Annotated in this window: 22 protein-coding genes and 1 tRNA gene; 10 read left to right on the forward strand and 13 right to left on the reverse strand. The window is 71.4% G+C overall.

What is annotated here, in order from left to right; all coding sequences use genetic code 11:
* Positions 1-5: 5 nt before the first annotated feature.
* Positions 6-1580 carry a glycosyl hydrolase gene (locus tag B0675_RS07545; protein ID WP_081217999.1) on the forward strand — a complete coding sequence of 525 codons (1575 nt, stop codon included), beginning with the start codon at positions 6-8 and terminating at the stop codon, positions 1578-1580.
* 108 nt (positions 1581-1688) lie between these two features.
* Here B0675_RS07545 and B0675_RS07550 read toward each other — a convergent pair whose 3' ends face one another.
* Positions 1689-4625, reverse strand: a complete 2937-nt coding sequence (locus tag B0675_RS07550) for a BTAD domain-containing putative transcriptional regulator (protein WP_081218002.1) — start codon at positions 4623-4625, stop codon at positions 1689-1691.
* A gap of 269 nt (positions 4626-4894) precedes the next feature.
* Here B0675_RS07550 and B0675_RS07555 point away from each other — a divergent pair, with 269 nt between their 5' ends.
* A complete protein-coding gene (locus B0675_RS07555) occupies positions 4895-6727 on the forward strand; it encodes a hypothetical protein (protein WP_081218005.1) in 1833 nt (610 codons plus the stop codon).
* A gap of 287 nt (positions 6728-7014) precedes the next feature.
* On the opposite strand, the gene B0675_RS07560 is transcribed toward B0675_RS07555, so the two are convergent.
* Positions 7015-7088: transfer RNA gene (locus tag B0675_RS07560), tRNA-Thr, on the reverse strand.
* 242 nt (positions 7089-7330) lie between these two features.
* Here B0675_RS07560 and ugpC point away from each other — a divergent pair.
* From ugpC to B0675_RS07575, 3 genes are all read left to right on the forward strand, one after another.
* Positions 7331-8467: a sn-glycerol-3-phosphate ABC transporter ATP-binding protein UgpC gene (ugpC, locus tag B0675_RS07565; RefSeq protein WP_081218008.1), complete on the forward strand. Its 1137-nt coding sequence runs from the start codon at positions 7331-7333 to the stop codon at positions 8465-8467.
* A gap of 233 nt (positions 8468-8700) precedes the next feature.
* On the forward strand, positions 8701-9150 hold the full coding sequence (locus B0675_RS07570; protein ID WP_081218011.1) for a hypothetical protein: 450 nt from the start codon (positions 8701-8703) through the stop codon (positions 9148-9150).
* Positions 9151-9327: 177 nt separating this feature from the next.
* Positions 9328-10059: a nucleotidyltransferase family protein gene (locus B0675_RS07575; RefSeq protein WP_081218014.1), complete on the forward strand. Its 732-nt coding sequence runs from the start codon at positions 9328-9330 to the stop codon at positions 10057-10059.
* Positions 10060-10361: 302 nt separating this feature from the next.
* On the opposite strand, the gene B0675_RS07580 is transcribed toward B0675_RS07575, so the two are convergent.
* From B0675_RS07580 to B0675_RS07605, 6 genes are all read right to left on the reverse strand, one after another.
* On the reverse strand, positions 10362-12008 hold the full coding sequence (locus B0675_RS07580) for a DoxX family protein (protein ID WP_081218017.1): 1647 nt from the start codon (positions 12006-12008) through the stop codon (positions 10362-10364).
* A gap of 117 nt (positions 12009-12125) precedes the next feature.
* Positions 12126-13070 carry a 23S rRNA (guanosine(2251)-2'-O)-methyltransferase RlmB gene (rlmB, locus tag B0675_RS07585; protein WP_081218019.1) on the reverse strand — a complete coding sequence of 315 codons (945 nt, stop codon included), beginning with the start codon at positions 13068-13070 and terminating at the stop codon, positions 12126-12128.
* 118 nt (positions 13071-13188) lie between these two features.
* Positions 13189-14589, reverse strand: a complete 1401-nt coding sequence (gene cysS / locus B0675_RS07590) for a cysteine--tRNA ligase (protein WP_081218020.1) — start codon at positions 14587-14589, stop codon at positions 13189-13191.
* A 321-nt stretch (positions 14590-14910) separates the two neighbouring features.
* Positions 14911-15435 (reverse strand): 2-C-methyl-D-erythritol 2,4-cyclodiphosphate synthase, encoded by a 525-nt coding sequence (gene ispF / locus B0675_RS07595; protein ID WP_081218021.1) that lies wholly within the window; start codon positions 15433-15435, stop codon positions 14911-14913.
* Positions 15425-16177 carry a 2-C-methyl-D-erythritol 4-phosphate cytidylyltransferase gene (gene ispD, locus B0675_RS07600; RefSeq protein WP_081218022.1) on the reverse strand — a complete coding sequence of 251 codons (753 nt, stop codon included), beginning with the start codon at positions 16175-16177 and terminating at the stop codon, positions 15425-15427. The genes ispF and ispD overlap by 11 nt, the downstream gene beginning before the upstream one ends.
* Positions 16178-16553: 376 nt before the next feature.
* Positions 16554-17036, reverse strand: coding sequence for a CarD family transcriptional regulator (locus B0675_RS07605; protein WP_003953493.1), 483 nt, complete (start codon positions 17034-17036; stop codon positions 16554-16556).
* Between the two features lie 724 nt (positions 17037-17760).
* On the opposite strand from B0675_RS07605, the gene B0675_RS07615 reads away from it, so the two are divergent.
* Positions 17761-18432: a DUF461 domain-containing protein gene (locus B0675_RS07615; protein WP_081218024.1), complete on the forward strand. Its 672-nt coding sequence runs from the start codon at positions 17761-17763 to the stop codon at positions 18430-18432.
* Positions 18433-18554: 122 nt separating this feature from the next.
* Here B0675_RS07615 and B0675_RS07620 read toward each other — a convergent pair whose 3' ends face one another.
* Together B0675_RS07620 and B0675_RS07625 are read right to left on the reverse strand one after the other, a co-directional pair.
* Complete coding sequence (locus B0675_RS07620; RefSeq protein WP_009340348.1) at positions 18555-19235, reverse strand: response regulator transcription factor; 681 nt, start codon at positions 19233-19235, stop codon at positions 18555-18557.
* Positions 19232-20509, reverse strand: coding sequence for an ATP-binding protein (locus B0675_RS07625; protein WP_081218027.1), 1278 nt, complete (start codon positions 20507-20509; stop codon positions 19232-19234). Before B0675_RS07625 ends, B0675_RS07620 begins: the two co-directional genes overlap by 4 nt.
* 246 nt (positions 20510-20755) lie before the next feature.
* Here B0675_RS07625 and phoU point away from each other — a divergent pair, with 246 nt between their 5' ends.
* The gene (phoU, locus tag B0675_RS07630) at positions 20756-21457 is read left to right on the forward strand and encodes a phosphate signaling complex protein PhoU (protein ID WP_081218029.1); all 702 of its coding nucleotides are present in this window, start codon (positions 20756-20758) and stop codon (positions 21455-21457) included.
* A 151-nt stretch (positions 21458-21608) separates the two neighbouring features.
* Entirely contained in the window at positions 21609-21761 is a 153-nt protein-coding gene (locus tag B0675_RS41315; protein WP_179165263.1) for a hypothetical protein, read from the forward strand.
* Between the two features lie 142 nt (positions 21762-21903).
* Here the strand turns inward: B0675_RS41315 and B0675_RS07635 are convergent, their stop codons facing one another.
* The 3 genes from B0675_RS07635 to B0675_RS07645 all read right to left on the reverse strand — a co-directional run bounded on the left by B0675_RS07635 (position 21904) and on the right by B0675_RS07645 (position 23827).
* The gene (locus B0675_RS07635; protein WP_081218032.1) at positions 21904-22671 is read right to left on the reverse strand and encodes a hypothetical protein; all 768 of its coding nucleotides are present in this window, start codon (positions 22669-22671) and stop codon (positions 21904-21906) included.
* A gap of 169 nt (positions 22672-22840) precedes the next feature.
* Entirely contained in the window at positions 22841-23308 is a 468-nt protein-coding gene (locus B0675_RS07640; protein ID WP_081218035.1) for a VOC family protein, read from the reverse strand.
* A 111-nt stretch (positions 23309-23419) separates the two neighbouring features.
* On the reverse strand, positions 23420-23827 hold the full coding sequence (locus B0675_RS07645) for an ATP-binding protein (protein WP_241539912.1): 408 nt from the start codon (positions 23825-23827) through the stop codon (positions 23420-23422).
* A gap of 242 nt (positions 23828-24069) precedes the next feature.
* On the opposite strand from B0675_RS07645, the gene B0675_RS07650 reads away from it, so the two are divergent.
* Both B0675_RS07650 and B0675_RS41320 read left to right on the forward strand, forming a co-directional pair.
* Complete coding sequence (locus tag B0675_RS07650) at positions 24070-24984, forward strand: helix-turn-helix transcriptional regulator (protein WP_081221651.1); 915 nt, start codon at positions 24070-24072, stop codon at positions 24982-24984.
* Positions 24947-25078 (forward strand): DUF397 domain-containing protein, encoded by a 132-nt coding sequence (locus B0675_RS41320; RefSeq protein WP_241539723.1) that lies wholly within the window; start codon positions 24947-24949, stop codon positions 25076-25078. The genes B0675_RS07650 and B0675_RS41320 overlap by 38 nt, the downstream gene beginning before the upstream one ends.
* Positions 25079-25203: the final 125 nt, after the last annotated feature.

The raw sequence follows: 25203 nt of genomic DNA on the forward strand, positions 1-25203 counted from the left end.
GCCCTATGCGCAGACGCACCCCCTTACTCCTCGCCCTGCTCCTCGTCGTCGTCGGTGTGACCGGCACCGCCTTCGCGGTGCAGTCCCACCGTTCCGGCGACCGGAGCATCCAGGGCACACCGGCCGCCGACGTCGCCGAGCACACCGTCACCCTGCAGAACAGGACGAGCAGCCGCATCTGGGTCGGCAGCACGGTCAACGCCGACGGCTCGACCGCACTCACCGGCCTGCCGGTGCTCGACCCCGGCCAGTCCGCCACGGTCACCGTCCCCGAGCGCGCGGGCGCCGGGCACTGGCGCGGCACCTTCTTCGCGCGCCAGGGCTGCGGCGGCGAGGACGGCAGTACGTTCCACTGTGCCGTCGGCGACTGCGGACCGCACGCCGACCGCTGCTCGACCGGTGAACAGCCCACGGGGCTGGCCGAGTTCAACTTCGACCCGGCCGACTCACTCGCCCCCTGGTACGACGTGAGCTACGTCAACGCCGTCGCCGCACCGGTCACCATCACCCCGAACGACGTGGCACCCCCCGCGAGCGGCGAGTGCGCGGTGGCGGGCTGCGCGGAGGACCTGCTGTCCGCGTGCCCGGCCGACAACCTCGTCAAGGACCAGGGCACGGGCGCGCCGCTGGTGTGCGTCAACCCGAACCGGGACGCGAAGACCGGCTACAGCGACATGGTCAACCAGAAGTGCCCGACCGCGTACGCCTGGTCGAAGCAGGACGCCGAGCCGGGCAACAAGGTCATGTACCAGTGCACCAAGTGCACCGGCCTGACCGTCGCGTTCGGCACCGGCAGCGCGGCCCCGGCCGAGCCCGCCGCCACGCAGCCGGCCCCGGAGAACAAGACCCCGGCCGCCGGACGCAAGGGCGTCAGCCTCAACCCCGTCGACGGCGCCTCCCAGGCGCTCGCCGACTCCGGCGCCTCCTGGTACTTCAACTGGGCCTCCTCGACCGGCGCGGTGACCAGGCCGAACGGCGTCGACTACGTCCCGATGATCTGGGGTCCCGGCTCGGTCACCGACACCGAACTCGGCCAGGCCGCCAAGGAGGGCAAGGAACTCCTCGGCTTCAACGAGCCGGACTCGCCGACCCAGGCGAACATGACGCCCGAGCAGGCGCTCGACCAGTGGCCCCGGCTGGAGGCGACCGGTCTGCGGCTCGGCGCTCCCGCGGTCGCCACCGGCGCCGACGTGGCGGGCGGCTGGCTGGACCGGTTCATGCAGGGGGCCGCCCAGCGGGGGCTGCGCGTCGACTTCATCCCGGTGCACTGGTACGGCGCCGACTTCGGACCCGACGCCGCCAATCAGCTCCGCGGCTACCTCCAGGCGGTGCACGACCGCTATCACAAGCCGGTCTGGCTGACGGAGTACGGCCTGATCGACTTCTCCAAGGGCACGCCCCGCTACCCGAGCCAGCAGGAGCAGACGGACTTCATCCGCTCCTCGACGAAGATGCTGGACGGCCTGGACTTCATGGAGCGGTACGCGTGGTTCACGCTCTCCACGGTGACCAGCCCGACGGGCCTGTACGACGGGGCGACCGCCAACGCGAGCGGCCGGGTCTACCACGACGCGGGCTGACCTGCCCCGGCGGTTGAACCGTCCGCCCCCGCGCCCCGTTGTGCGGGGGGAACCCGGTCGCGGCCCTCCCCCGGGCCGCGGCCGGCCCCTCGTCGAAGGAGACACATGTCAGGCGGTTCGTCCCGGCTCGGCCCTCGGGGCACGGGCGTCGGACGGCCCGTCCTCGAGGCGGCCGAGCCGTGCGCGGACCTTCTCGGCGTCCGGATGGTCGAACTCCACGAAGATCGCCAGGGCCTGGCGCCAGCTGTCGCGCGCCGCCTCCGGCTCCTGGGCGTCCAGGTGGACGTCCCCGAGGTTGCCGAGCGTGTGGCCCTCGCCCCACCGGTTGCCGATGTCCCGGTGGGTCTTGAGGGCCTGGAGGTGGTACTCGACGGCGGCGTCGTGGCGCCGGAGACGGCGGTGGACGGTGCCGAGGATGTCGAGGGTCACGCCCTCGACCCAGCGGTTGCCGCCCGCGCGCAGGACCGTCAGCGCCTGGTCCAGGCAGGCGACGGCCTCGTCGAAGCGGCCGAGTTTCTGGTAGGCGTCGCCCAGGTTGCTGAGGGCGATGCCCTCGCCCCAGGCACCGCCGATGACCCGTTCGATGGCCAGGCCGCGCCGGGTGTACTCGATGGCCTTGTCGAGCTGCCCCGACTGGAGGTAGGCGTCGCCGAGGTTGGCGACCGCCGAGGCGCGGCCGTCGTGGTCGCCGAGGTCGCGGTAGGCGGTCATCGCCTGGTGCAGGTGGTCGATCGTCTCGTCGAGCCGCCCCGAACTGCGCAGCGCGGCGGCCACGTCCGCGAGTCCCTGCGCCACGCCGTCGCGGTCGTGGGCGCCGCGCGCGGCGGCCAGGCCGGCCTTCGCGGTGTCGAGCCAGTCGTGGATGTGGCTGCGCAGGTAGAAGAAGCCCCACAGCACGGCGGGCAGCCGCCACGCGATCCCGGGGTGCCCGGACGCGGCGGCCTGGTGGACGGCGCTGACAAGGTTGCCGCGCTCCTTCTCGCACCAGCGCACCGCCTCGTCCTGCGTGCCGAAGTCCAGCGGCCGGCACAGCGGTGGCAGCGGGTCGAGCGGGATGCGGCGCCGGTGCGGGGTGATGTGCGGATAGGCGGCCTCGGCGGTGTGCAGGTACCAGGAGAGCAGCCGTTCCACCGCCAGGTCCCGCTCCTCGGGCGTCTCCTCGGCGCGGACCCGCTCGGCGGCGTACACCCGCAGCAGGTCGTGCAGGGTGTAGCGGCCGGGGAAGTGCTCGGTGAGCAGATGAGCCCGGGTCAGTTCGACGAGCAGCCCGCGGGCCTCCCGGGACGGCAGGCCGGTGAGCGCCGCGGCGGCGGGCGCGGAGATGTCGGGCCCGGAGTGCAGGCTCAGCAGATGGAAGAGGCGCGCGGCCGGCGCCGACAGCACCTTGTACGACCAGGAGAAGACCGCCCGTACGTCGGTGGTGATGTCGTCGCCGCCGGCGAAGGCGTCGAGACTGCCGTGGGTCTCCCGCAGTTCGTCGACGATCGCGCTGAGCGGGAAGCCGGGGTACGCGGCGGCGTGCGCGGCGACGATGGACAGGGCGAGCGGCAGCCGGGCGCACCGGGTGATGATCTCGTCCGTCGCCTGCGGTTCCGCCGCGAGCCGTTCGGTGCCGAGGCGGCGCGCCAGCAGGTCGTGCGCCTCGGCGGGCGACAGCTGGTCCAGCGTCAGCGGGTGCGCGCCCTCACCGGCGACCAGTCCGGTGAGCTGGTTGCGGCTGGTCACGATGACCAGGCAGCCCGGAGAGCCGGGCAGCAGCGGCCGGACCTGTTCGGTGTCCCGTGCGTTGTCGAGCAGGACGAGCACCCGCCGCCGGGCGAGGAGGCTGCGGTACAACGCCGCCTGGGCGTCGAGGCCTGCGGGGATCCGCATCGGGGGGACACCGAGCGCGTCGAGGAACGTACGGATGGCCTCCTCCGGCGTCACGACGACACCGGTCGGGTCGAAGCCGCGCAGATTGACGTAGAGCTGCCCGTCGGAGAAACGGTCGGCGATCTCGTGGGCCCAGTGCACGGCGAGGGTCGTCTTGCCGATGCCGGCCATGCCGCCGATCGCGCTGATGACCACCGAGGCCGGGGTGCTGCCGCCCTCGGGCAACAGGGCGCGGGCGCGCTCCAGTTCGGCGGAGCGTCCGGCGAACGTCGGCAGGTCGGCGGGGAGTTGTGCCGGTCGCGCCGGGTGCGCGACGACCGTCGGCACCGGTTCGGCCGGCACCTCGGGCGGCTCCGCCTCCCCGGTCTGCTCGGGCGTCGCGGGCGGCCCGGCGCCGAGGGACACGTCGGCGGCGAGGATGCGGTCGTGCAGGTCCTGCAGTGCGGCGCCGGGTTCGATACCCAGCTCGGCCACCAGTGTGGCCCGCGTCCTGCGATAGGCGGCGAGTGCCTCGGCCTGCCGGCCGGACCGGTACAGCGCCAGCATGAGCAGCCGGCACAGCTGCTCGCGCAGCGGGAACCTGCCGGTCAGCGCGAGGAGTTCGGCGATCACCTCGCCGTCCCGCCCCAGCTCGACGTCCACGTCGAGCCGGGTCTCCAGAGCGGCGAGCCGCTCTTCGTTCAGCCGGGACGCCTCGGACTCGGCGAGCGGGCCGGGGACTCCGGCCAGCGCCGCGCCCTGCCAGCCCGCGAGGGCCGCGCGCAGCAGATCGGCCGCGGCGGCCGGTTCGCCGGCGGCGCGGAGCCGACGGGCCTCGACGGTCCGTCGCTCGAACACGTCGAGGTCCAGGGCGCCTTCGGGGAACCGGAGAAGGTAGCCGTCGCCGACCGACACGACCACCCGGGGTGCGTCGGCACTGTCCCGTTCCGGTTCCAGCGCCTTGCGCAGCCGGGACACATAGGTCCGCAGGACGGACACGGCAGCCGCCGGCGGCTGTTCGCCCCAGACCGCGTCGAGGAGTTCACCGAGCATGACGGGGCGTCCACGGCGCAGCAGGAGGGCCGCCAGCACCGCCCGCTGCTGCGGGGAACCGACGTCCACCTCCTGTTCGCCGTGCCATGCCCGGACCGGCCCCAGCACGGCGAAACGCACGGATTCCTCGTAGGCCTTCACTCTTCGGACTGTACTGAACACCTGTTTCACACAAGGGGCCTTGACGGTTCCGGACCGCTGCCGGCGCCGGGGCGCGCTGCCCTCGCGGTCCGCCCGCCCCCGCCCTCGGGGGCAGCGGGCGGCGGACGGGAACGCACGGACGCACAGGGTCCGTTCCGTACCCCCGTGGGATTGAACCGTTTCCGGCCGGCACCCGTTGCGCTACGCGGGGACCGACGCGACGGACCCTGCCGGAGCCGTGCGGCGGGGAACGTCAGGAAGGAAACGCGATGAGCCGGGGCGAAGAGACCGACGAGCCGAACACGGGAGGCGACCCTGCCGTGCCCGGGAAGCCGATGGATCTCGGCATGCCGGGCACGGCGGGCGAGGCGTCCGAGCCGGCACCCCGCTTCGCGGTGGTCATCTCGGGCGACGGCTCGGCCGCCATCGACGGCGAGTCCGTGCCCGCGGCGGCGGGAACGACGGTCGACGCCGCGATCCTCGACGTCCTGCACGGGTACGCCCGCGACCTGAACACGACCGTGACCGCCACCATCTCCGACCCGTCGGCGGGGTACGTGGCGTTCGTCGAGGTGGCGCCCGACGGTTCGAGCAGCCTGCTGGACCAGCAGGAGCAGCAGGAACCGCAGCAGGAACCGACCCCGCCGCCGGCTCTCGTACCGCTGCCGGTACCGGCAGCCGAGCACACGGGGCCGCCGCCGGCCGAGGCCGAACCCGCCGACGGGACCGAGGACTTCGCCGGGGAGCGGGCGGCCGGAGGGGACGACCGCGACGCCCACACCGAGGGCGCCGACGACGACTACGACTACGACTACGACTACGACTACGACTACGACTACGACTACGACGAGCCGTACGACGGTGACGCCGCGGTTTACGAGGACGACGACGAAGAAGATCACGACCCCGAAGTCGCCGTAGTGGCCGAGGCCGACGATGCCGACGATGCCGATGATGCCGATGACGATGACGACGGTTACGACGTCGAGGCGTACGCGCTGGAGCAGCAGGGGCTGCGGGAGGCGGCCCCGCTGCCTCCCCCGCCACCGGCCCCCAACGCGCCGTCGTCCGCGTACGCGTCGTCCTCCTCGTACGCGGACGACGATGACGACGACGAAGACGACGAGGTCGCGGACTTCGGGGCCGACTCGGGCCGGGAGGAGGGGTTCCCGGTCGCCGGGGCCGCCGCCGCACGACCCGCGCCGCAGCTCGTCCGCAGGCCGGGGTCGCGCCAGTCGGACGACGAGTACCGGGGTCCGGGCCTGCTGCACCGGCCGATGGTTGTCGGGCCGGTGGGCCTCGTCGTGGCCGCCCTCGTGATCGTTCCGCTGGTGATCCTGGGCAGCGGTGGCTCGGACGACGGCGGGCACCGCAAGGAGGCCGCCCGGTCGAGCGAGGAGACGAGCAAGAGCCCGCAGGCCGGGAGGCCGGGGCCGATATCGACCTCGTCGCCGAGCCTCCCGCCGCCGCCCAGCGTCTCGGCGTCCCCGTCTCCGAAGCCGAAGAAGTCGAAGGACGCGAAGAAGGAGACGAAGAAGCCGGGAGGCGGCGGAGGGGTCGTCGTCACCATCACGGCGAGGCCGCCGCAGGCCACGGTGACGGCGAAGCCCGCGCAGGACACGGCGGCGAGCGCGGTGAAGCGCCTCGCCAGGAACGACCCGTCGGGTCGGCACATCTGCTACCGCGCCTACGTCTCCGGACAGGGCTGGCAGAAGCCGGTGTGCGACGGGACGATGGCCGGCACGACGAACCAGAACCGCCCGATCAAGGCCCTCAACATCGCGGTGTCGGGCAGCGGGGGATCCTCCGCCAACGCCTTCGTCCACAACTCCGCCTCCAAGGACGGGCGGGGCAAGTGGATGCCGCAGTGGACGCCGGTCAGGGCGGACGGCGCGAACAACTACATCGGCAGCACGAAGAAGGGCGCGCCGAACATGTCCGGTTTCGCCATCAATGTCGGCACCGGACGCGTCTGCCAGCTGGCCAAGGTCCACTCGTTCGACTGGGGCGGCCAGGGCTGCGCGGACGCCCGGCCCGGCTACATCTTCGGCGGCGCCCTGGAGAACGACCGCTACCTCGAAGCGGTCAAGTTCACGGTCTGACGGTCCCGCGGCGGCGAACGTCACGGAGCCGAGGGTTGTGGGGCCGAGGGGCGAAACACTGTGCCCCGACGGCCCCCTCCGGCTGCCCTGCCGACTGCCCCTTCGGACACCAGAAGCGTCCCGAGAACGCGGGGTACCGCCGTGCCGACCGGCTCCAGGGGACACGGCCGTCCGCCCCGAGGGAATCACCACCTCGCGCGAGCCCCGGCCCTCTGGCCGCCCCATCTACCCACCCCACGCAAAAGCCCAGCTCGGACACCATCCGAGCTGGGCTTGACCTCACAAAGAGCCCCCTGTCGGATTCGAACCGACGACCTACGCATTACAAGTGCGTTGCTCTGGCCATCTGAGCTAAGGAGGCCTGCACGCGCGCGTGCGCTGTGTACGTGCCCGTGCAGTGTACCCACGTCACCAGGGGCCCCTGTCGAAAATTTCCGCGAACTTCACCGGTCCCGGAGTACTGACAGAACACGTGAACGGCAGGTAGCGTCCTGAACCAGTTCACCCATGTGGACTACACCACTACGGACCCGTTCGTAGTGGATCACCACCTTTACAACGGATCGTCCGGCACGTTCCTGCCGGTGAAGGGGGCCCCTCACCATGGCCACTGTCTCGTTCAACAAGGCGACCCGCATCTACCCGGGTGGCGACAAGCCCGCCGTCGACCAGCTCGAGCTCGACGTCGCGGACGGCGAGTTCCTCGTCCTCGTCGGTCCCTCCGGCTGCGGAAAGTCCACCTCCCTGCGCATGCTCGCGGGTCTCGAGGACGTCAACGGCGGTTCGATCCACATCGGTGACCGTGACGTCACGCACCTGCCGCCCAAGGACCGGGACATCGCCATGGTGTTCCAGAACTACGCGCTGTACCCGCACATGACCGTCGCCGACAACATGGGCTTCGCGCTCAAGATCGCCGGCGTGAACAAGGCCGAGATCCGCCAGAAGGTCGAGGACGCGGCGAAGATCCTCGACCTCACCGAGTACCTCGGCCGCAAGCCGAAGGCTCTCTCCGGCGGTCAGCGCCAGCGTGTCGCGATGGGCCGCGCGATCGTGCGTGAGCCGCAGGTCTTCCTCATGGACGAGCCGCTGTCGAACCTCGACGCCAAGCTCCGTGTCTCCACCCGTACGCAGATCGCCTCGCTGCAGCGCCGCCTCGGCATCACCACGGTGTACGTCACCCACGACCAGGTCGAGGCCATGACCATGGGCGACCGCGTGGCCGTGCTCAAGGACGGTCTGCTCCAGCAGGTCGACTCGCCGCGCAACATGTACGACCGCCCGGCCAACCTCTTCGTCGCCGGCTTCATCGGCTCGCCGGCCATGAACCTGGTCGAGGTCCCGATCACCGACGGTGGCGTGAAGTTCGGCAACAGCGTCGTCCCGGTCAGCCGCGAGGCCCTCTCGGCCGCCGCCGACAAGGGCGACCGCACGGTCACCGTCGGCGTCCGCCCGGAGCACTTCGACGTCGTCGAGCACAACGGCGAGGCCGCCAAGTCGCTCTCCAAGGACACCGAGGACGCCCCGGCCGGCCTCGCCGTCTCGGTGAACGTCGTCGAGGAGCTCGGCGCCGACGGTTACGTCTACGGCTCCGCCAAGGTCGACGGCGAGCTCAAGGACCTCGTGGTCCGCGTCAGCGGCCGCGCCGTCCCGGACAAGGGCGCCACGCTGCACGTCGTGCCGCGTCCGGGCGAGATCCACGTCTTCTCCACCTCGACGGGCGAGCGCCTGTCCGACTGACGTCCGCGTCGTCCGGGCCGAACGCACACCCCGTAGAGGGTGAATTCACCCAAGTTGACGAAGAAGGCCCCGCAGCCTGCTGCGGGGCCTTCTTCGTTGTCGACAAATACCCCGGCAGACCGGGCATTTCGATAACTGTGCGTCAACCCACTACCTCGAAAACGTCGATTGCCCATCCCCCGAACCGGTGACTAAATGTCGCCAAATCATCACCCCGCGCTACCCTCACTCGCGTGAAGCACTCCACCTCTAACCAATCGACCCGGCGTGGCCGTGGCCCCGCCCGCCGGATCGGCCGCACCCTCGCCCTCGTTCTGCCTGTCGTCCTGGTGCTCTCCGGGACTCTCGCGGTCACCCGAGTCAACTGGTCGGGGAATCCCTCGAACTCGGTGCTCACCGCGTCCTCCGAAGACGTCTCCTCGCGAGCCGTCTCCCGCGCCCCGCAGGACGTCCTGCGCGACAAACTTCTCCTGGAGCTCCAGGAGAAGAACCCGGGCGTCGCCCTCACCCACCTCCAGCAGGCGGTGAACGGGCGTCCGTCGCTCGCGAAGCACTGCGTGTCCATCGCCCGCGCCCTGGGCCGCGCCGCGGTCCGTGCCTACGGACCCACGCGCGCCCAGTCGTTCGCGCGGCCCGTCTGCGACACGGCGTTCGCCTCGGGGGTGGCGAACACCCATTTCTGAGGTCCCCCGTCCCCGCTCCGGGGACGGCATCGCCCCTCGGAGGCCACCGAGCGCTCTCCGAGGGGCACAGCACCGCCGGTCTCCCCCTTTCCCGTCGTCCCCAGCGGGCCGCGGCCCCCGCGCCCCCTGCGACCGGGCTCCCGAAAGCCCTCGGACACCGCCACGTACAGTTCGGTCATGACCGATCCGAACGCCGAGGCGCGCCCCGTTCAAGCCGTCGTCCTGGCCGGCGGCCAGGGCTCCCGGCTGCGGCCCTACACCGACGACCGGCCGAAGCCCATGGTCGAGATCCCCGGCACCGGGACACCGATCATCGGGCACCAGCTGACCTGGCTCGCCGAGGAGGGCGTCACCGACGTCGTCATCTCCTGCGGCCACCTCGCCGGGGTCCTGCAGACGTGGCTGGACTCGGCCGATCTCCCGGTCACGGTGACGACGGTCGTCGAGCCGGAACCCCTCGGCCGCGGCGGCGGCCTCCGGTACGCGGCGGCCAGCCTCCCGCACCCGGACCGCCCCTGGTACGCGACGAACGGTGACATCTGGACCCGTTTCTCGCTGCGCGACATGGCCGACTTCCACGCGGAGCGCGACGCGGTCGCCACCCTCGCGCTGGCCCGCCCCCGTATCCCCTGGGGCGCCGTGCAGACGGACGGCTTCGGACACGTCACGGACTTCATCGAGGCGCCGCCCTCCACGTTCGAGATCAACGCGGGCGTGTACGTCTTCTCCCCCGAGTTCACCGGACTGCTCCCCGAGCGCGGCGACCACGAGCGGACCACCTTCCCGCGGCTGGCCCGCGAGAACCGGCTGGCGGGCTTCCCGATCCCGCAGGGGGCCTACTGGCGGGCCATCGACACCGCCAAGGACCTCACCGAGGCGGCGAAGGAGCTTGCGGCCCTGGGCCGTTGAGATACGGGGGCCCGAGCCGTCGGGATACGGGGCCCGAGCCGTCGAGCCGGACGGGCACAACCGCAGAACCGCAGGACCGCCCGAGGCCGCCCGGCCCCGCCGCCGAGGACCCGTCGGGGGCCCTCGGGAACCGCCGCGGCCGCGGAGAGCCCCCGGGAAGCGCACCGTGCCACCCGGGAAGCGGCCCAGGAAGCCGCTCGGCGCCCCGTAGCCGGTCCGACACGGTCCGTACGCGTCAGGGCCCCGCACGATCCCGTGCGGGGCCCTGACGCCGTTCTCCGCGATCCGCGCGGTCGGGTGGGTCAGCCCAGCAGGCCTCCGACCAGACCCGGCTGCCCCGTGGACGAGTTGCCGCCACCGCCGGGAGCGGTGCCGCCGCCCGTGGAGCCCGTACCGCCGGTCGACGTGCCGCCGCTGCTGGTCGGGCCCGCGGTGGTGCTCGGGGCCTGGTCGGCGGGCGAGGACTGCTGCGGCGGCGCCTGGCCGCTGCTGCCCTGCGTCTGGCTCGGCTGCTGCCCGCCGGCGGCGGAACCGGTGTCCCGGGTCGCGCCGGGCGTCGTGGCCGCCTGCGAGGGCGTCGACGAACTGCGCTGCGTGGGCGCCTCGGAGGCCGAAGGCGTGGCCTTCTGGTGCCGCTTGCCGGGCGTCTCCGGGAGCGGGGAGCCGGGCAGTTCGTTCCGCGGGGCCTCACCGGGACCGGGGACGACGACGCGGTCGGAGTCGCGGACGGCGCCACCGAGCAGCGATCCCACGAGCAGGGTGAGACCGATGACGATGGCGGTGGCGAGCGCGCCGCGGCGCAGCACGCGCCCGCGCAGGTCCCAGATGTCGGCGCGTGGTCCGAGCGTGCGCCACGCCTCGCCGGCGAGCCGGCCGTCGACGGAGTAGACCGGGGCGCCCGCGATGATCAGCGGGGACCAGGCGGCGAGGTAGATGATGTCGGGCGCGTCGTACGCGGGAACCGTCTTCCAGCTGACCGTGACGATGAGCGCGGCCGACAGCATCGCGCCGACCACGGCGGCCACCCGCTGCCACAGTCCGAGGACCGTGAGCACGCCGACGATGACCTGGAAGAAGGCGATGACGAGGCCGGAGCCGACGGGGTGCTGGAGGGCGAACTGCCGCAGCGGCTCGGCGACTTCCCACGGGTGCAGCGTGTTCAGCCACTTCATCATGGAGCCGCGCTTGCCGCCGTCGAAGTAAACGGGGTCGCAGAGCTTGCCCATGCCGGCGTAGATGGAGATGAAGCCGAGGAAGACGCGCAGCGGGAGCAGCACGACGCCGAGGTTCATCCGGCGGCCGGGGTGGTAGGCGTGTCGGGCCGGGTCGGACTCGCCGCGTTTGACGGGAGGGGCGGTGCCCGGGCCGTCGAGGTCGTCGTCCTCGAAGTCGGTGTCCGTGAAGGCCGGTTCGTCGTAGGCGCTGCCGACGGTGCGCATCTGCGGAAGCAGCCGCTGCTCGTCGCCGACGGGGCTGCGCTGGCTGCCGACGAGGGGCGTCTCGACGGTGTCGACGGTCAGATCGCCCGCGTAGCCGGGCTGTTCGCCGATGCGCGGGATGACCTGCGTCGCACCGGCGTCGGCGGTCGGCACGCTGCCGCCGCCGTGACCGACGCCCGCGCTCCGGACCGCCTGGAGCAGCCGGTGGGCGCCGGTGTCGTCGGGCGCGGACTTCCCGCTCCAGACGACGGGGGCGCGGCGGCGGCCACCGCCGGCCGGGCCGGCCCCGCCCGCTCTGCCCGGCGTACCGACGTCGGGGCTCAAGTGCCGCGCGACGCGCGCGGATTGCCCCCGCGACGCAGCTCCTAGCTGGACGCGGAAGCTCGCATGATTGACGATGACCTGCGCCGGATCGCTCGGCACCTTCACCATGCTCAGCGCGGGAACGTCGTCGAATCCAGACGAGCGGTCCCCCGTGGGTGTGCGGGGTGTTCTGGTGTCCACACTCATCTAACCGAGTGACGTGTGTTTAGGACACTGCTTTGACCGCGTCGATCTGTCCGGACCGCGTCAAGGTCGTCCCGAACATCCCGATTACCCCACGGGGGTGACCACTGGGACGTTTGTTCAGGCGCGTCGTCGGGAGGCCTCGTAGAGCACAACTCCCGCCGCGACACCCGCGTTCAGCGACTCGCCGCCACCGGGCATCGGGATCCGCACGCGGAAGTCGCAGGTCTCGCCCACCAGTCGGGACAGTCCCTTGCCCTCGCTGCCGACGACGATGACGACGGGGCCGCCGAGGGCCTCCAGGTCACCGACCTCGACCTCGCCGTCCGCGGCGAGACCGACGACCACGAGCCCGGCCTTCTTGTACGACTCCAGGGCACGCGTCAGGTTGGCGGCGCGGGCGACGGGCGTACGGGCGGCGGCACCGGCCGACGTCTTCCAGGCACCGGCGGTCATGCCGGCCGCGCGCCGCTCGGGCACGACGACGCCGTGGCCGCCGAAGGCGGAGGCCGAGCGGACGACGGCGCCCAGGTTGCGCGGGTCGGTCACTCCGTCGAGGGCGACGATCAGCGGGTCCTGGCCCTGGTCGTACGCGGCGGCGGCGAGGTCCTCGGGGTGCGCGTACTCGTACGGCGGGACCTGGAGGACGAGACCCTGGTGGTTGAGTCCGTTGGTCATGCGGTCCAGCTCGGGACGCGGGGCCTCCATCAGGTGGATGCCGCCGCGCTCGGCGACGAGCTGGAGCGCCTCACGGACGCGCTCGTCGTTGTCGATGAACTGCTGCACGTACAGCGTCATCGCGGGGACGCCCTCGCGCAGCGCCTCGACGACGGAGTTGCGCCCGACGACCATCTCGGACGTGCCCTTGCCGCCACGGCCCTTGGGGTGGGCGGGGCGGCGGACGATCTGCTTCGCCTTGGCGTTGGCGACGCGGTTCTTCTTGTGTCCCTTGCGCGCTTCGGCGGGCGGGGTCGGACCCTTGCCTTCGAGGCCCCGGCGTCGCTGGCCGCCACTGCCGACCTGCGCGCCCTTCTTGCCGGACATGCGGCGGTTGTTAGCGGCCATGACCTACCTGTCTGTGTGAGGCGTGCGTACGTACGTATATGAAGTGTGCCGCCCGGAGGCCCGGGCGGCACAATCGATCAAGGTCGAGGGTGATCGGCGGGGCCGGCGGAGCGGGTGCTCAGCGCGGTCCGAGCGTCCACCGGGGCCCCTGCGGGCTGTCCTCGATGACCAGGCCGGACTGGTTCAGCTGGTCGCGGATGGCGTCCGCGGTGGCCCAGTCCTTGCGGGTGCGGGCGGCCTCGCGCTGGTCGAGGACCATCCGGACGAGGGTGTCGACGGCGCCGTGCAGGTCGTCGCCGCGGTCGCCCTCGCCGGCCCAGTGCGGGTCGAGCGGGTCGAGGCCGAGGACGCCGAGCATGGCGCGCACCTCGGCGAGGCGGGCGACGGCGGCCTCCTTGTCGTCGGCGGCCAGCGCGGAGTTCCCCTGGCGGACCGTCGTGTGCACGACGGCGAGCGCCTGCGGGACGCCGAGGTCGTCGTCCATGGCCTCGGCGAAGGCCGGCGGCACCTCGGCGGACGGCTCGACGACGCCCCCCGCCTTCTCGACGACCCGCTGCACGAAGCCCTCGATGCGCGCGAACGCCGACTCGGCCTCGCGCAGGGCCTCTTCGCTGTACTCGATCATCGAGCGGTAGTGCGGGGTGCCGAGGTAGTAGCGCAGCACGATGGGGCGCCACGCCTTGACCATCTCGGAGACGAGGACCGAGTTCCCGAGGGACTTCGACATCTTCTCGCCGCTCATGGTGACCCAGGCGTTGTGCACCCAGTACTTCGCGAACTCGTCGCCGAAGCCCTTGGCCTGCGCGATCTCGTTCTCGTGGTGGGGGAAGATCAGGTCGATCCCGCCGCCGTGGATGTCGAAGGCGCTGCCGAGGTACTTGTGGGCCATGGCCGAGCACTCCAGGTGCCAGCCCGGACGGCCCCGTCCCCAGGGCGTCTCCCAGCTCGGCTCGCCCGGCTTGACGGCCTTCCACATGGCGAAGTCACGCGGGTCGCGCTTGCCGGTCTCGCCCTCGCCCGACGGCTGGAGCAGGTTGTCGAGCTCCTGGTTGGAGAGCTGGAGGTAGCCCGGGAACGACCGGACGTCGAAGTAGACGTTCCCGTCGGAGGCGTACGCGTGACCGCGCTCGATGAGTCCGCGCATCATCTCGATCATCTCGGGGATGTGCCCGGTCGCCCGCGGTTCGTAGGTGGGCGGCAGGCAGCCGAGCGCGGCGTAGCCGTCGTTGAACGCGCGCTCGTTCTCGTAGCCGATGGACCACCAGGGGCGGCCCTGGTCCGCCGACTTGGTGATGATCTTGTCGTCGATGTCCGTGACGTTCCGGATGAACGTGACGTCGTAGCCGCGGTACTCGAACCAGCGGCGCATGATGTCGAAGTTCAGGCCGGAGCGGATGTGCCCGATGTGCGGTGCGGCCTGCACGGTGGCACCGCAGAGGTAGATCGAGACGCAACCCGGCACGAGCGGGGTGAAGTCACGGATCTGCCGGGCGCTGGTGTCGTACAGGCGAATGGTCACCACTCCAGGGTAGTGGGCCCCGGGTAGTGCCCCGCGACCCTTCCCCCGCAAGGGCAACGGATTCGTCACATACGGCGGGCCGCCCGTCCCGTCGGGCTCCGGAGAGGGTGCCTTCGGGGCGGGCGGGGACGGATCGCGGCCCGTCAGGACGGGGAGAGGGGCGGACGGATCGTACCGAAAGGGCAGGAAGCCACCGGAAAGGGTGAACAGTCCCTTCTCGGGGAGGCTGATCGGTTCTGGGCGTCCGGACGGTTCGGTCCGCCCGGACGTTCAGTGCGTCCGGACGTTCAGTGCGTCCGGACGTTCAGTGCGCCGGGACGTTCAGTGCGCCCGGACGACCAGAGCGGTGGCGACCGCCATCAGTCCCTCGTCCCGGCCGGGGAAGCCGAGCCCGTCCGTCGTGGCGCCGGACACCGACACCGGGGCGCCCACCGCGTCCGAGAGGATCTTCTGCGCCTCGTCCCGGCGCTTGCCGATCTTCGGGCGGGGTCCGACGACCTGGACCGCGACGTTGCCGACGGTGAAGCCGGCCTCGCGGACGATCCGGGCCGCCTCCGTCAGCAGGACGACGCCCGACGCCCCCGACCACTCGGGCCGCCCGGTGCCGAAGTGGGCACCGAGGTCACCGAGGCCCGCGGCGGAGAACAGGGCGTTGCAGGCGGCGTGCGCCACGACGTCCGCGTCCGAGTGCCCGGCGAGCCCCGGCCCCTCGCCCTCCCACTTCAGACCGGCGCACCACAGTTCCCGGCCCTCCTCGAAGGCGTGGATGTCGGTACCGATCCCGACGAGCGGGAGCACGGGTGCCGGAGCCTGCGGTGCGGCCCGGCCGGTCGTCTCAGAACCCATCGTTCAGCCTCCGTCGCGCCAGGACCGCCTCCGCGAGGACCAGGTCCAGCGGGCGGGTCACCTTGAACGCCTCCTCGTGGCCGGGCACGACCACGACCTGCAGGCCCAGCCGCTCGACCATGCTCGCGTCGTCCGTCACGTCGTCGCCGACGGTCTCGTGGGCGCGTACGAGCGTGGCGCGGTCGAAGCCCTGGGGCGTCTGGACGGCCCGCAGCCGCGCCCGGACGGGTGTGGCCACGACCGGCTCGGGCTCCCCGGCGACGGCGGCCGGCTCGACCTCCTTGACGGTGTCGGCGAGCGGCAGCGCCGGCACGACGGCGGGGGCGCCGTCCCGTACGGCCTCGATGACGGCGTCCACGGTGTCGACGGGCACGAGCGGACGGGCCGCGTCGTGCACGAGGACGATGTCGATGCCGGGCGGCAGCGCGTCGAGCCCGTACTTCACGGACTCCTGGCGGCTCTCACCGCCGGGGACGACGAGGAAGTCGGTGCGGTCCGGCAGCGCGTGCACGTCCAGCAGCGACTTCACCTCGGCCGCACCGTCCGGCGGGGCCACGACGACGACCAGGGAGACCGCGCGGGACGCGGCCATCGCGCGGGCCGCGTGGATGAGCATGGGCGTTCCGTTGAGCGCGCGCAGTGCCTTCGGGGCGCCCGGACCGAGGCGTACGCCTCGTCCGGCGGCCGGAATCACGGCTGCGGTACGGGACCCCGACGGCGCGGGAAGCGAAACGTCAGACATCGGTTCCTGTCAGGTTTGTGTGCTCGACCGGTATGGGTATGGCCTGGTGAGTACCCCCTGCTCGGTGAGCGGGGGGAGTGCCGGGCGTGACGCCCTGACCGGGGACCCTTCCGTGACATCCGGTCGAGTCGGCCGCCGGGCACATCGAGTATCGGACATGCCGGTACGGCGGGGGACAGTCGTTGCCGGGTGAACATCCGGTGGATCCGGGTGAACCGCGTCAAGCGCGCACGTCGAGCGGGGTGCGTACGGGTACGAACATGCCGCAGCGCCCGGCGACAGCATGTGCGTCATCGGGCACCGCGGCATTCATTGCGCAGCTGCGCGGGCTGTTACGTACGTCAGGACGGCCTATGTCCTGGCGACTGAGCCGGCGTCAGGACGCGAGGACCTCGTCCAGCAGGGCCTCGGCCTTGTCCTCGTTGGTGTTCTCCGCGAGGGCCAGCTCGCTCACCAGAATCTGGCGCGCCTTGGCGAGCATGCGCTTCTCACCGGCGGAGAGTCCGCGCTCGCGCTCACGACGCCACAGGTCACGCACGACTTCCGCGACCTTGATGACATCGCCGGAGGCGAGCTTCTCCAGATTTGCCTTGTAACGACGGGACCAGTTCGTGGGCTCCTCGGCGTACGGCGCGCGCAGCACCTCGAAGACCCGGTCCAGCCCGTCCTGACCGACCACATCACGCACGCCGACGAACTCCGCATTGTCCGCTGGCACACGTACCGTCAGATCGCCCTGGGCGACCTTCAGCACCAAGTAGGTCTTGTCCACGCCTTTGATCTGGCGAGTTTCGATAGCCTCGATCAGCGCGGCCCCGTGATGGGGATAGACCACGGTGTCGCCAACCTTGAACGTCATGTGACAGGTACCCCTTCCGTGGCTATCCAGGATAACACGGAAACGGCGTCTTCTGAATGGCGTTTTCGCAGGTCAGGGCACATCTCGGGGCTTGACAACCGCAACAGGAACGTGCTGCGGGAGGCGAGCGGAAGAGGGTATTCGCAGGTGGGAGCGGCTGTCCACGCGGGGTGAAACGCGTACGTTACACACGCCCGGAAGCCCTGACCAGGGTCCGAACATCCCGATTTGTCCGCCGCCAGGAGCGCGACTTCCGCTACTCCGTTCGATGAGCGCGGCAGGGCGCGGAACGATTCCGGAATTGATCAAGACCATCGGTGATCACGTGCGTGATGACGCGATGATCGACTCGCGATGACCTGGTGTTCCGGCACCGTGATCGATTTTCCGGGCGGCCGGGCATTCATTCCCCGAAATGCGCAAGGCCGGCCTCGCGGAACTTATGTGAATGGCGGACGAGGGCGCGATCAAAGTAGCCGACGACCCGCCCGGGCGGGTCGGGAAGAACGGGGCGCACACACGGCGCACCGGAGCCCCGCGGGCGCGTGTCGGGCGCGGCGGCCGGGCCCCGGCACCCTTCCGTCGAGCAAAGTCCGGCTCTTGGGGAGGGTCGGGTGCGGTCGCGTGGGAACGGATCGGTAACCTAAGGCCGCTGACAGACCCTTAGGGCGGCTTTGCACAGGAGTCGCCCTGCTTCGCCCACGTTCAAGGAGTTGCCGCCGCCGTGAGCAGCAGCCTTCGACGCGGCGCCTCCGCCGCCGCCGTCATCGCGTTCTCGATCGCCTCGCTCGCCGCGTGCGGTGCGGGCAGCGATGCCCAGACGTTGGAGGTCAAGCCGGACAACGCGGCCACCTCCGTGGGCAACATCAAGATCCAGAACGCGCTCGTCATCACCCAGCCCGACGTCAAGGCAACCGGGCCGGCGGTGATCTCCGCGACGCTGTTCAACAGTGGCACCACCGCGCAGACGCTGGACTCGATCGCCGTCGACGGCGGGGGCAGCGCGCAGATCACGCCCGCCACCGGCAAGGGCAAGCTGACCGTCCCGGCCGGCGGCTCCGTCGTCCTCGGCGGCAAGGGCAACGCCTCCGCGGCGCTGTCCAACCCGGGCCAGGCCGTCCTGAACGGCAGCGCCCAGAAGGTCACGTTCGGCTTCAGCGAGACCGGTGACGTGAGCCTGCGCGCCTTCGTCGTCCCGGCCGAGAGCTACTTCACCAAGTGGGGTCCGAGCGACATGCCGTCCGCGCCCGGCGCGTCGGCGGGCACCTCCGTCTCGCCGTCCGGTTCGGCCACGGGCTCCCCGTCCGCGTCCACGTCGGGCAAGCCGTCGGGCGGCGCGTCGTCGTCCGCCACGGGTACGGCCACGGCCACCTCCTCGGCGTCCGCGGGACAGTGACCCGGCACCGGGCGTCCGCAAGCGCTCCGGGCGGCCCGCGGGCACGCGGCTGACACGCACGAAGGGCGGGACCCTCCCGGGGGTCCCGCCCTTCGTCGTGCTCAGGGGAGCGTGGGGCCGGTCTACGGCTCGAACTTGTAGCCGAGACCGCGCACCGTCACCAGGTACCGGGGCGCGCCCGGGTCCGGCTCGATCTTCGCGCGCAGGCGCTTGACGTGGACGTCGAGGGTCTTGGTGTCACCGACGTAGTCGGCGCCCCAGACCCGGTCGATGAGCTGCATACGGGTCAGCACCCGGCCCGCGTTGCGCAGCAGCATCTCCAGGAGGTCGAACTCCTTCAGCGGCAGGTCGACCTTGGAGCCGGAGACGGTGACCACGTGACGGTCGACGTCCATGCGGACGGGGCCGGCCTCCAGGGCGGCCGGGGTGACCTCCTCGGGCTCCCCGCGGCGGCGCAGGACGGCCCGGATACGGGCGACCAGCTCCCGGGAGGAGAAGGGCTTGGTGACGTAGTCGTCGGCTCCTATTTCGAGGCCCACGACCTTGTCGATCTCGCTGTCCTTGGCGGTCACCATGATCACCGGGACGTTGGAGCGGCCGCGCAGCTGGCGGCACACCTCGGTACCGGGCAGCCCCGGCAGCATCAGGTCGAGGAGGACGAGGTCGGCGCCGTTGCGCTCGAACTCGTCGAGTCCGTCGGGCCCGGTGGTCGCGATGGCGACCTCGAAGCCCTCCTTGCGGAGCATGTACGACAGGGCGTCGGAGAAGGACTCCTCGTCCTCGACGACGAGCACACGGGTCACGGAAGGACCTCCGGGGCAGGAAGCGGTTCGTACGGGGATGTGACGGTGGTCGTCCCGTCGGGCTGCTCGGTCTCGTCCTCTTCGTCGAGGCCGGGCATGTGGTGATCGGTCACGCGGTCGCGGGCCGCACCCGCCTCCGGCAGCCGCAGGGTGAACGTGGAGCCCTGACCCTCGGAGCTCCACACCGTGACCTCCCCGCCGTGCGAGGCGGCCACGTGCTTGACGATGGCCAGCCCGAGCCCCGTACCACCGGTGGCACGGGAGCGGGCCGGGTCGACTCGGTAGAAGCGCTCGAAGACGCGCTCCTTGTCCTTCTCCGAGATGCCGATGCCCTGGTCGGTCACGGCGATCTCGATGTGTTCCCCGCCGGGCGCCGTCACCCGGCGGACGGCTATGCCGACGCGGGTGCGGGCGGGCGAGTAGTTGACGGCGTTCTCGACGAGGTTGCCGAGGGCGGCGGCCAGCTGGCCCCGGTTCCCCCACAGACTGAGGTCGGCGGTCCCGCCGGCCGCCATGGTGATCTGCTTGGTGCCCGCCTGGTGACGGCAGCGGTCGATCGCCTCGGCGACGAGTTCGTCGACCCGGACCGGTTCGGCGTCCTCCAGGGGATCGTCGTTCTGCACCCGCGACAGGTCGATGAGCTCCTGGACGAGGTTGGTGAGGCGCGTGGCCTCTATCTGCATGCGTCCGGCGAAGCGCTCCACGGCCTCCGGGTCGTCCGAGGCGTCCATGACGGCCTCGGAGAGCAGGGAGAGGGCGCCGACCGGGGTCTTCAGCTCGTGGCTGACGTTCGCGACGAAGTCACGCCGTACCGCTTCGATGCGGCGGGCCTCCGTCAGGTCCTCCACGAGGAGGAGCACCAGGCGTGACCCGAGAGGGGCCACACGCGCGGAGACGGCGAGGGCCTCTCCCCTCCCCGTCCCCCTTCGGGGCAGGTCCAGCTCCACCTGGCGTATCTCCCCGTCACGCCGGGTGTCACGCGCCATCTGGAGCATCGGTTCGACGGCGAGTTTGCCGCCCCGCACCAGTCCGAGGGCGTACGCCGCCGAGCTGGCCTTGACCACGGCGTCCGCTTCGTCGAGGACCACTGCCGATGACCTGAGCACGGAGAGCACGGTGTCGACACCCGGCGGAAGCACCGGGTCCGTGTGCAGAGAAGTGCGGGTCGGGCGTTTCTGGTCGCGCTCGCTCCAGCGGAACGCCAGCATGGCGATGACACCGGTCAGTACTCCGGCGATCGCTGCCGCTGCGGCGACCGCCGCGTTCACGTCCATGCACCCAGGTTAGGCATGCCGTCGCTCCTGGCCACAGCCATCCGAGTGCGACCTCGAACACTCGTCGCCCAGAGTTCACCCAGGAGCCAGTGTTGGTTCATTTGGGGTGCCGGAAACGGACGCGTACGAGCCGGATCGTGGGAGCGTGGGGTTCACGGGTCCCGTCCGCCGTCCTCCAGGTGGCCGGAACAGGCCGGTCCCGGACCCCGGACCCCCCGGAAGCTGACGTAAGAGAGGGACAACCACATGCGTGACGCGTATCACGAGGAACTTGACTCGATCGGCGACGGCCTGGTCGAGATGGCCCGGCTCGTCGGGTCGGCGATCGGGCGCGCCACGACTGCCATCCTCGACTCCGACCTGAAGCTGGCCGAGACCGTCATCGCGGCCGACCAGAAGGTCGACGATCTCCAGCACGAGCTGGAGGCCCGCGCGATAGCCCTGCTGGCCCGCCAGCAGCCGGTCGCCACCGACCTGCGCATCGTCGTCACCTCGCTGCGGATGTCGGCCGACCTGGAGCGTTCCGGTGACCTGGCCCAGCACGTGGCCAAGCTGGCGCGACTGCGGTTCCCGGACAAGGCGATCCCGCACGACCTGCACGCCACGATCCTGGAGATGGGCCAGCTCGCCCAGCGCCTGATGGCGAAGGCCGCCGAGGTCATCATCACCAAGGACGTCGACCTGGCCATGCAGCTGGAGCAGGACGACGACGAGATGGACCTCCTGCACCGCACGCTGTTCCAGCACCTGCTGGACGACAAGTGGAAGCACGGCATCGAGACGGCTGTCGACGTCACGCTGCTCGGCCGCTACTACGAGCGCTTCGCCGACCACGCGGTCTCCGTCGCCAAGCGGGTCGTCTACCTGGTCACCGGCGAGCACGCGGACGAGCTGCAGCCGGACATCCAGCCCGACATCCAGCCGGCCGCGGGGGTGGAGGGGGTCTGAGCCCCCGGGCGGGGCGTGGCATTCGCGCCCGGGGCGCGCGAGAAGCCCCAGTGCGCTGTTGATGCGCCGGGCCGAGTGGGCATGAGATGGGCGAACAGGAGCTGTGCGGAGCGGTCCGCCTCGCACGCCTCCGTGCCTGAAGGAGGGTCCCATGGCCGAATCCCCCAGCACGCCCGATCCCACGCAGGACCGCGACACCCGGCAGCCCGCAGAGGTCAGGAGTCTTCCGCTGGTCGGCGCCTGCGGCTGCGGTTCCGGCTGCGGCTGCGGCTGCCAGTCGGGCAATCCGTGCCAGTGCGGCTGATCGTGTCCGTACGAAGCGAAGGGCCCCGTCGTCGTGACGGGGCCCTTCGCGTTCGTACCGGCGGGCGCGGCCGAGGACGCGTCGGCTCCCTGGCGCGTCGGCTCCCTGCTGGAGCGGCGACTCCCTACTTCAGGGCGACTCCCTACTTGAGGGCGACGCCGTCCCCGTAGGCGGTCGCCCCGCTCGTGGTGCCGGTGCCGGCGAAGCTCCAGCGCCAGGTGCCGGCGGACTGCGCGGTGACCGTGGCCTTCAGCTTCCCGCTGCTGTCGCTCTTGACGGTCTTGACCGTGCTGTAGGAGGACGACCCGGACTTCTTGAACTGGAGCGCCACGGACTGGCCGGTGTATCCGGCGTACACGTTGGTGTCCCAGTTGGCCCGGGTCAGCTTCCCGGTGACGGTGAGGGTGTGCCCCTTGGCGACGGGCTCGGGCGAGGCCTGGGTGTTCGCCAGCTCGGCGAACCGCTTGACCTTCACCGGCGCGCTGGTCTCCAGGTCGTAGAAGTCTCCGTCCTTGGCCGCGGCCTCCGCGGTGAAGTGCCAGGTCCCCGCCGAACCGTTCTTGAGGTCGTAGTAGTCGGTGCGGTTCGCGTCGAGGGCGTACTTGTAGCTGCACTTCAGGCTCGTCGACGCGGGCCGGGTGCAGGAGACGGAGTCGGGGTGGACGATCCGGCTGTCGGGACTGACCAGCTTCGCGCCGTAGATGTCCTTGATCCCGGACCCGTCCCTGGCGGTGGCCGTGACGGTCACCGCCTGGGCCTTGCTCACGCCCACGTTGACGGTCGTCCTGCTGAAGGACAGGGAGCTGAACACGGTGTCGCCCTTCTTGGTGTCCGCGTGCGCCATGGGCGCCACGAACGACAGCAGGGCGAGGGTGCCGGCGGTGGCGGCCGCGGCGGTACGTATACGCATGGTTCTCCAGGAACTCGGCCGGATCGTGGTCCGGGTAGGGGAGAGACACCTGGGGAGCCCGGTTGGTTGTACGGGAGAGGGTGGCGACCTGCGCGTACGCCGGTACGGCGGCTCCTGAGGGCGCTCGACCGAGGACGCTCGGCGGAGCGCTCGGCGGAGGGCCCTCGGCTCAGACGACGGGCTCCCCGACGCCGATGAGGTTGCCCTCGCTGTCGCGGAACCAGGCTCCGCGTTCGCCCCGGGCCCCCTTGCTCGGGTAGTTCCCCTCGACCTCGGCGATCCCGCCCCGCGTCCGCAACGCCGGCAGGTCGACCTCCTCGAACACCACCCCGCGCCGCCGCAGCTCCGCGACGACCGCCTCGATGTCGTCGACGCCCAACGCCATCTGCGTGAAGGTCCCCGGCGAGGAGCCGGTCGACGCGAACAACACGAACTCGCCGTCCCCGCAGCGGTACAGCAGCCCGCCGGGCCGCTCGTCCACGGGGTCGAGCCCGAGCACCTCGGAGTAGAAGCGCCGGGCCCGCTCCAGATCCTGAGCGGGCAACCGCGTCGCCACGCCCCGCGCACGGGCCCCCAGATCGTCCCCGCCGCCGGTCCCGCTCCTGTCGTCCCCGCTGTGCGCGCTGTCTGCGTCCATGGCTCCACTGTGCCGCGCACCGCGCCGGCTCGCGCGGAGGCGGTACGGGTACGGCGAAGGCGGTACGGGCACGTACGGGGGCAGGGGTACGGGCGGAAGTACTGATCCCGGTCAGGACGCCGGCCCCGTCGGCACCTCGGCCCAGACGGTCTTGCCCACGGGCTGTCGAGGAGCCCAGCCCCAGCGCACGGCCAGGACGTCCACCAGGAGCAGACCCCGCCCGGACTCCCCGTCGGGACAGGTCGGGGGCAGGGTGGCCGGCGGCCGTTTCGCGGCGGCCGCGTCGCAGACCTCGATCCGGACGAGTCCGGCCCCTTCGTCGAGGCCGAGCCGGATGCGGCAGCCGTGCCCCGGGACATGGCCGTGCCGCACGGCGTTCGCGGTGAGTTCCCCGACGACGAGGGCGACGGCGCCGGAGGCGTCCGACTCCGGCGGATACCCCCCGTCCTCCATCCACCGCACGGCGAGACGCCGGGCGAACCGGGCGCCTCGCGGTGAGGAGGCGAACGGCGCGGTCAGTACGGTCGGTGCGGTCGGTGCCCCGGTATCCGCCGTGTCCGCTGCCGTCGGAGGTTCGTCGTCCGAGGTGGTCGTTCCTGTCAGCACGGTGTGTCCGTCCTTGCCGTCGTCACCGAGTCGTCACGTTCCGTACTCAAGAATCGGCGGGCACCCCTACGCTCGGTAGGTGACGGAGCCTTACCTTTCGGTTCGTAAGGAACGGAAGTGACGCCTTGGCCAACGGAATCGACCCCAGTACGTCGATGGCGGCGCTCTTCGGCTCGCGGGTGCGCCGCCTGCGTACGGAAGCGGGGCTGACCCAGGCGGAACTGGGTCGCAGGACCCATGTGGTGAGCACCCGGATCACCCAGATCGAGCGGGCCTCCGGCGCGAAGCCCACGCTGGAGCTGGCGCGGGCCCTCGACGAGGCGCTCGACGCGGACCAGTTACTCGTCGAGTTGTGGCCGTACGTGTATCGGGAGGCGTTTCCGGACTGGTCCAGGAAGTTCATCGAACTGTCCGGGCGAGCGGTCTCCATCAGCCAGTACGCGGCCCACGTGGTCCCGGGCCTCTTGCAGACCGAGGCATACGCACGGGCGGTCCTGAGCCTCGACGTACTCCTCAGCGGTGAGGCGCAGTTGGAGGAGCGCGTGGCCGCCCGGCTGGGCAGACAGGAACGTCTCCGATCGCCGGACCGGCCCAGCCTGTGGATCGTCCTGGACGAGGCCGTGCTCCGCCGCCCGATCGGCGGACCGCAGGTGATGCGTGAACAGCTGGCCCAACTGCTCGAAATCGCCGGCACATCCCACTTCGGTTTGCAGGTCCTGCCGTTCGACCAGGGCGGGCACGAGGCGATGGGCGGATCGCTCACCATCCTGACGCTTCCCGACGGGACATCGGCGGCCTACACGGAGGGAGCGGACTACGGCCAACTCACCGAGGAAAGGGCCCACGTCAGCCGCTACACGGTGATTTACGATCGGCTGCGGGCGGCGGCTCTGCCTCCGCTCATGTCGCTCGACATGATCCGGTCCGCGATGGAGGGCACCTACCGTGGCGCGAATATCCCGTCCCGAACGGAACGACGCAGGGTGGCGCAGGAGCAGCTACAGCAATCAGGCGGGCGGCGACTGCGTGGAGGTGCAGGACGGAGTCCCCGGCATCGTCCCCGTGCGTGACAGCAAGGCGCCACACGGACCCACGCTCGCCTTCGACACCGGCGTATGGGCGCTGTTCATAGGCGAGTTGAAGGCCGGTGACCACCACCTCTGAGCGAACCGGGCCCCGGTCGCCCTCCGCCTTTCGGCTCCGCCGGATCCTTGTCCGCGAGGGACCGGCGGCCCGCTGACCTCCCCAAGAACCGGGAGAAAGAACTACCCGCCCCCCACCCTCCCGCG

Origin of the sequence: Streptomyces sp. M41(2017) (assembly GCF_002078175.1) — a bacterium.
Taxonomy (GTDB): domain Bacteria; phylum Actinomycetota; class Actinomycetes; order Streptomycetales; family Streptomycetaceae; genus Streptomyces.

Coding starts and splice junctions, on each gene's coding strand:
- ispF (WP_081218021.1), bottom strand. CDS start 15,435: ATGGGTTCTGAGACGACCGGCCGGGCCGCACCGCAGGCTCCGGCACCC.
- B0675_RS07575 (WP_081218014.1), top strand. CDS start 9,328: ATGACCGATCCGAACGCCGAGGCGCGCCCCGTTCAAGCCGTCGTCCTG.
- B0675_RS07580 (WP_081218017.1), bottom strand. CDS start 12,008: ATGAGTGTGGACACCAGAACACCCCGCACACCCACGGGGGACCGCTCG.
- B0675_RS07545 (WP_081217999.1), top strand. CDS start 6: ATGCGCAGACGCACCCCCTTACTCCTCGCCCTGCTCCTCGTCGTCGTC.
- B0675_RS07605 (WP_003953493.1), bottom strand. CDS start 17,036: ATGACGTTCAAGGTTGGCGACACCGTGGTCTATCCCCATCACGGGGCC.
- B0675_RS07640 (WP_081218035.1), bottom strand. CDS start 23,308: ATGGACGCAGACAGCGCGCACAGCGGGGACGACAGGAGCGGGACCGGC.
- B0675_RS41315 (WP_179165263.1), top strand. CDS start 21,609: ATGGCCGAATCCCCCAGCACGCCCGATCCCACGCAGGACCGCGACACC.
- B0675_RS07555 (WP_081218005.1), top strand. CDS start 4,895: ATGAGCCGGGGCGAAGAGACCGACGAGCCGAACACGGGAGGCGACCCT.
- phoU (WP_081218029.1), top strand. CDS start 20,756: ATGCGTGACGCGTATCACGAGGAACTTGACTCGATCGGCGACGGCCTG.
- rlmB (WP_081218019.1), bottom strand. CDS start 13,070: ATGGCCGCTAACAACCGCCGCATGTCCGGCAAGAAGGGCGCGCAGGTC.
- ispD (WP_081218022.1), bottom strand. CDS start 16,177: ATGTCTGACGTTTCGCTTCCCGCGCCGTCGGGGTCCCGTACCGCAGCC.
- B0675_RS07625 (WP_081218027.1), bottom strand. CDS start 20,509: ATGGACGTGAACGCGGCGGTCGCCGCAGCGGCAGCGATCGCCGGAGTA.
- ugpC (WP_081218008.1), top strand. CDS start 7,331: ATGGCCACTGTCTCGTTCAACAAGGCGACCCGCATCTACCCGGGTGGC.
- B0675_RS07635 (WP_081218032.1), bottom strand. CDS start 22,671: ATGCGTATACGTACCGCCGCGGCCGCCACCGCCGGCACCCTCGCCCTG.
- B0675_RS07650 (WP_081221651.1), top strand. CDS start 24,070: ATGGCGGCGCTCTTCGGCTCGCGGGTGCGCCGCCTGCGTACGGAAGCG.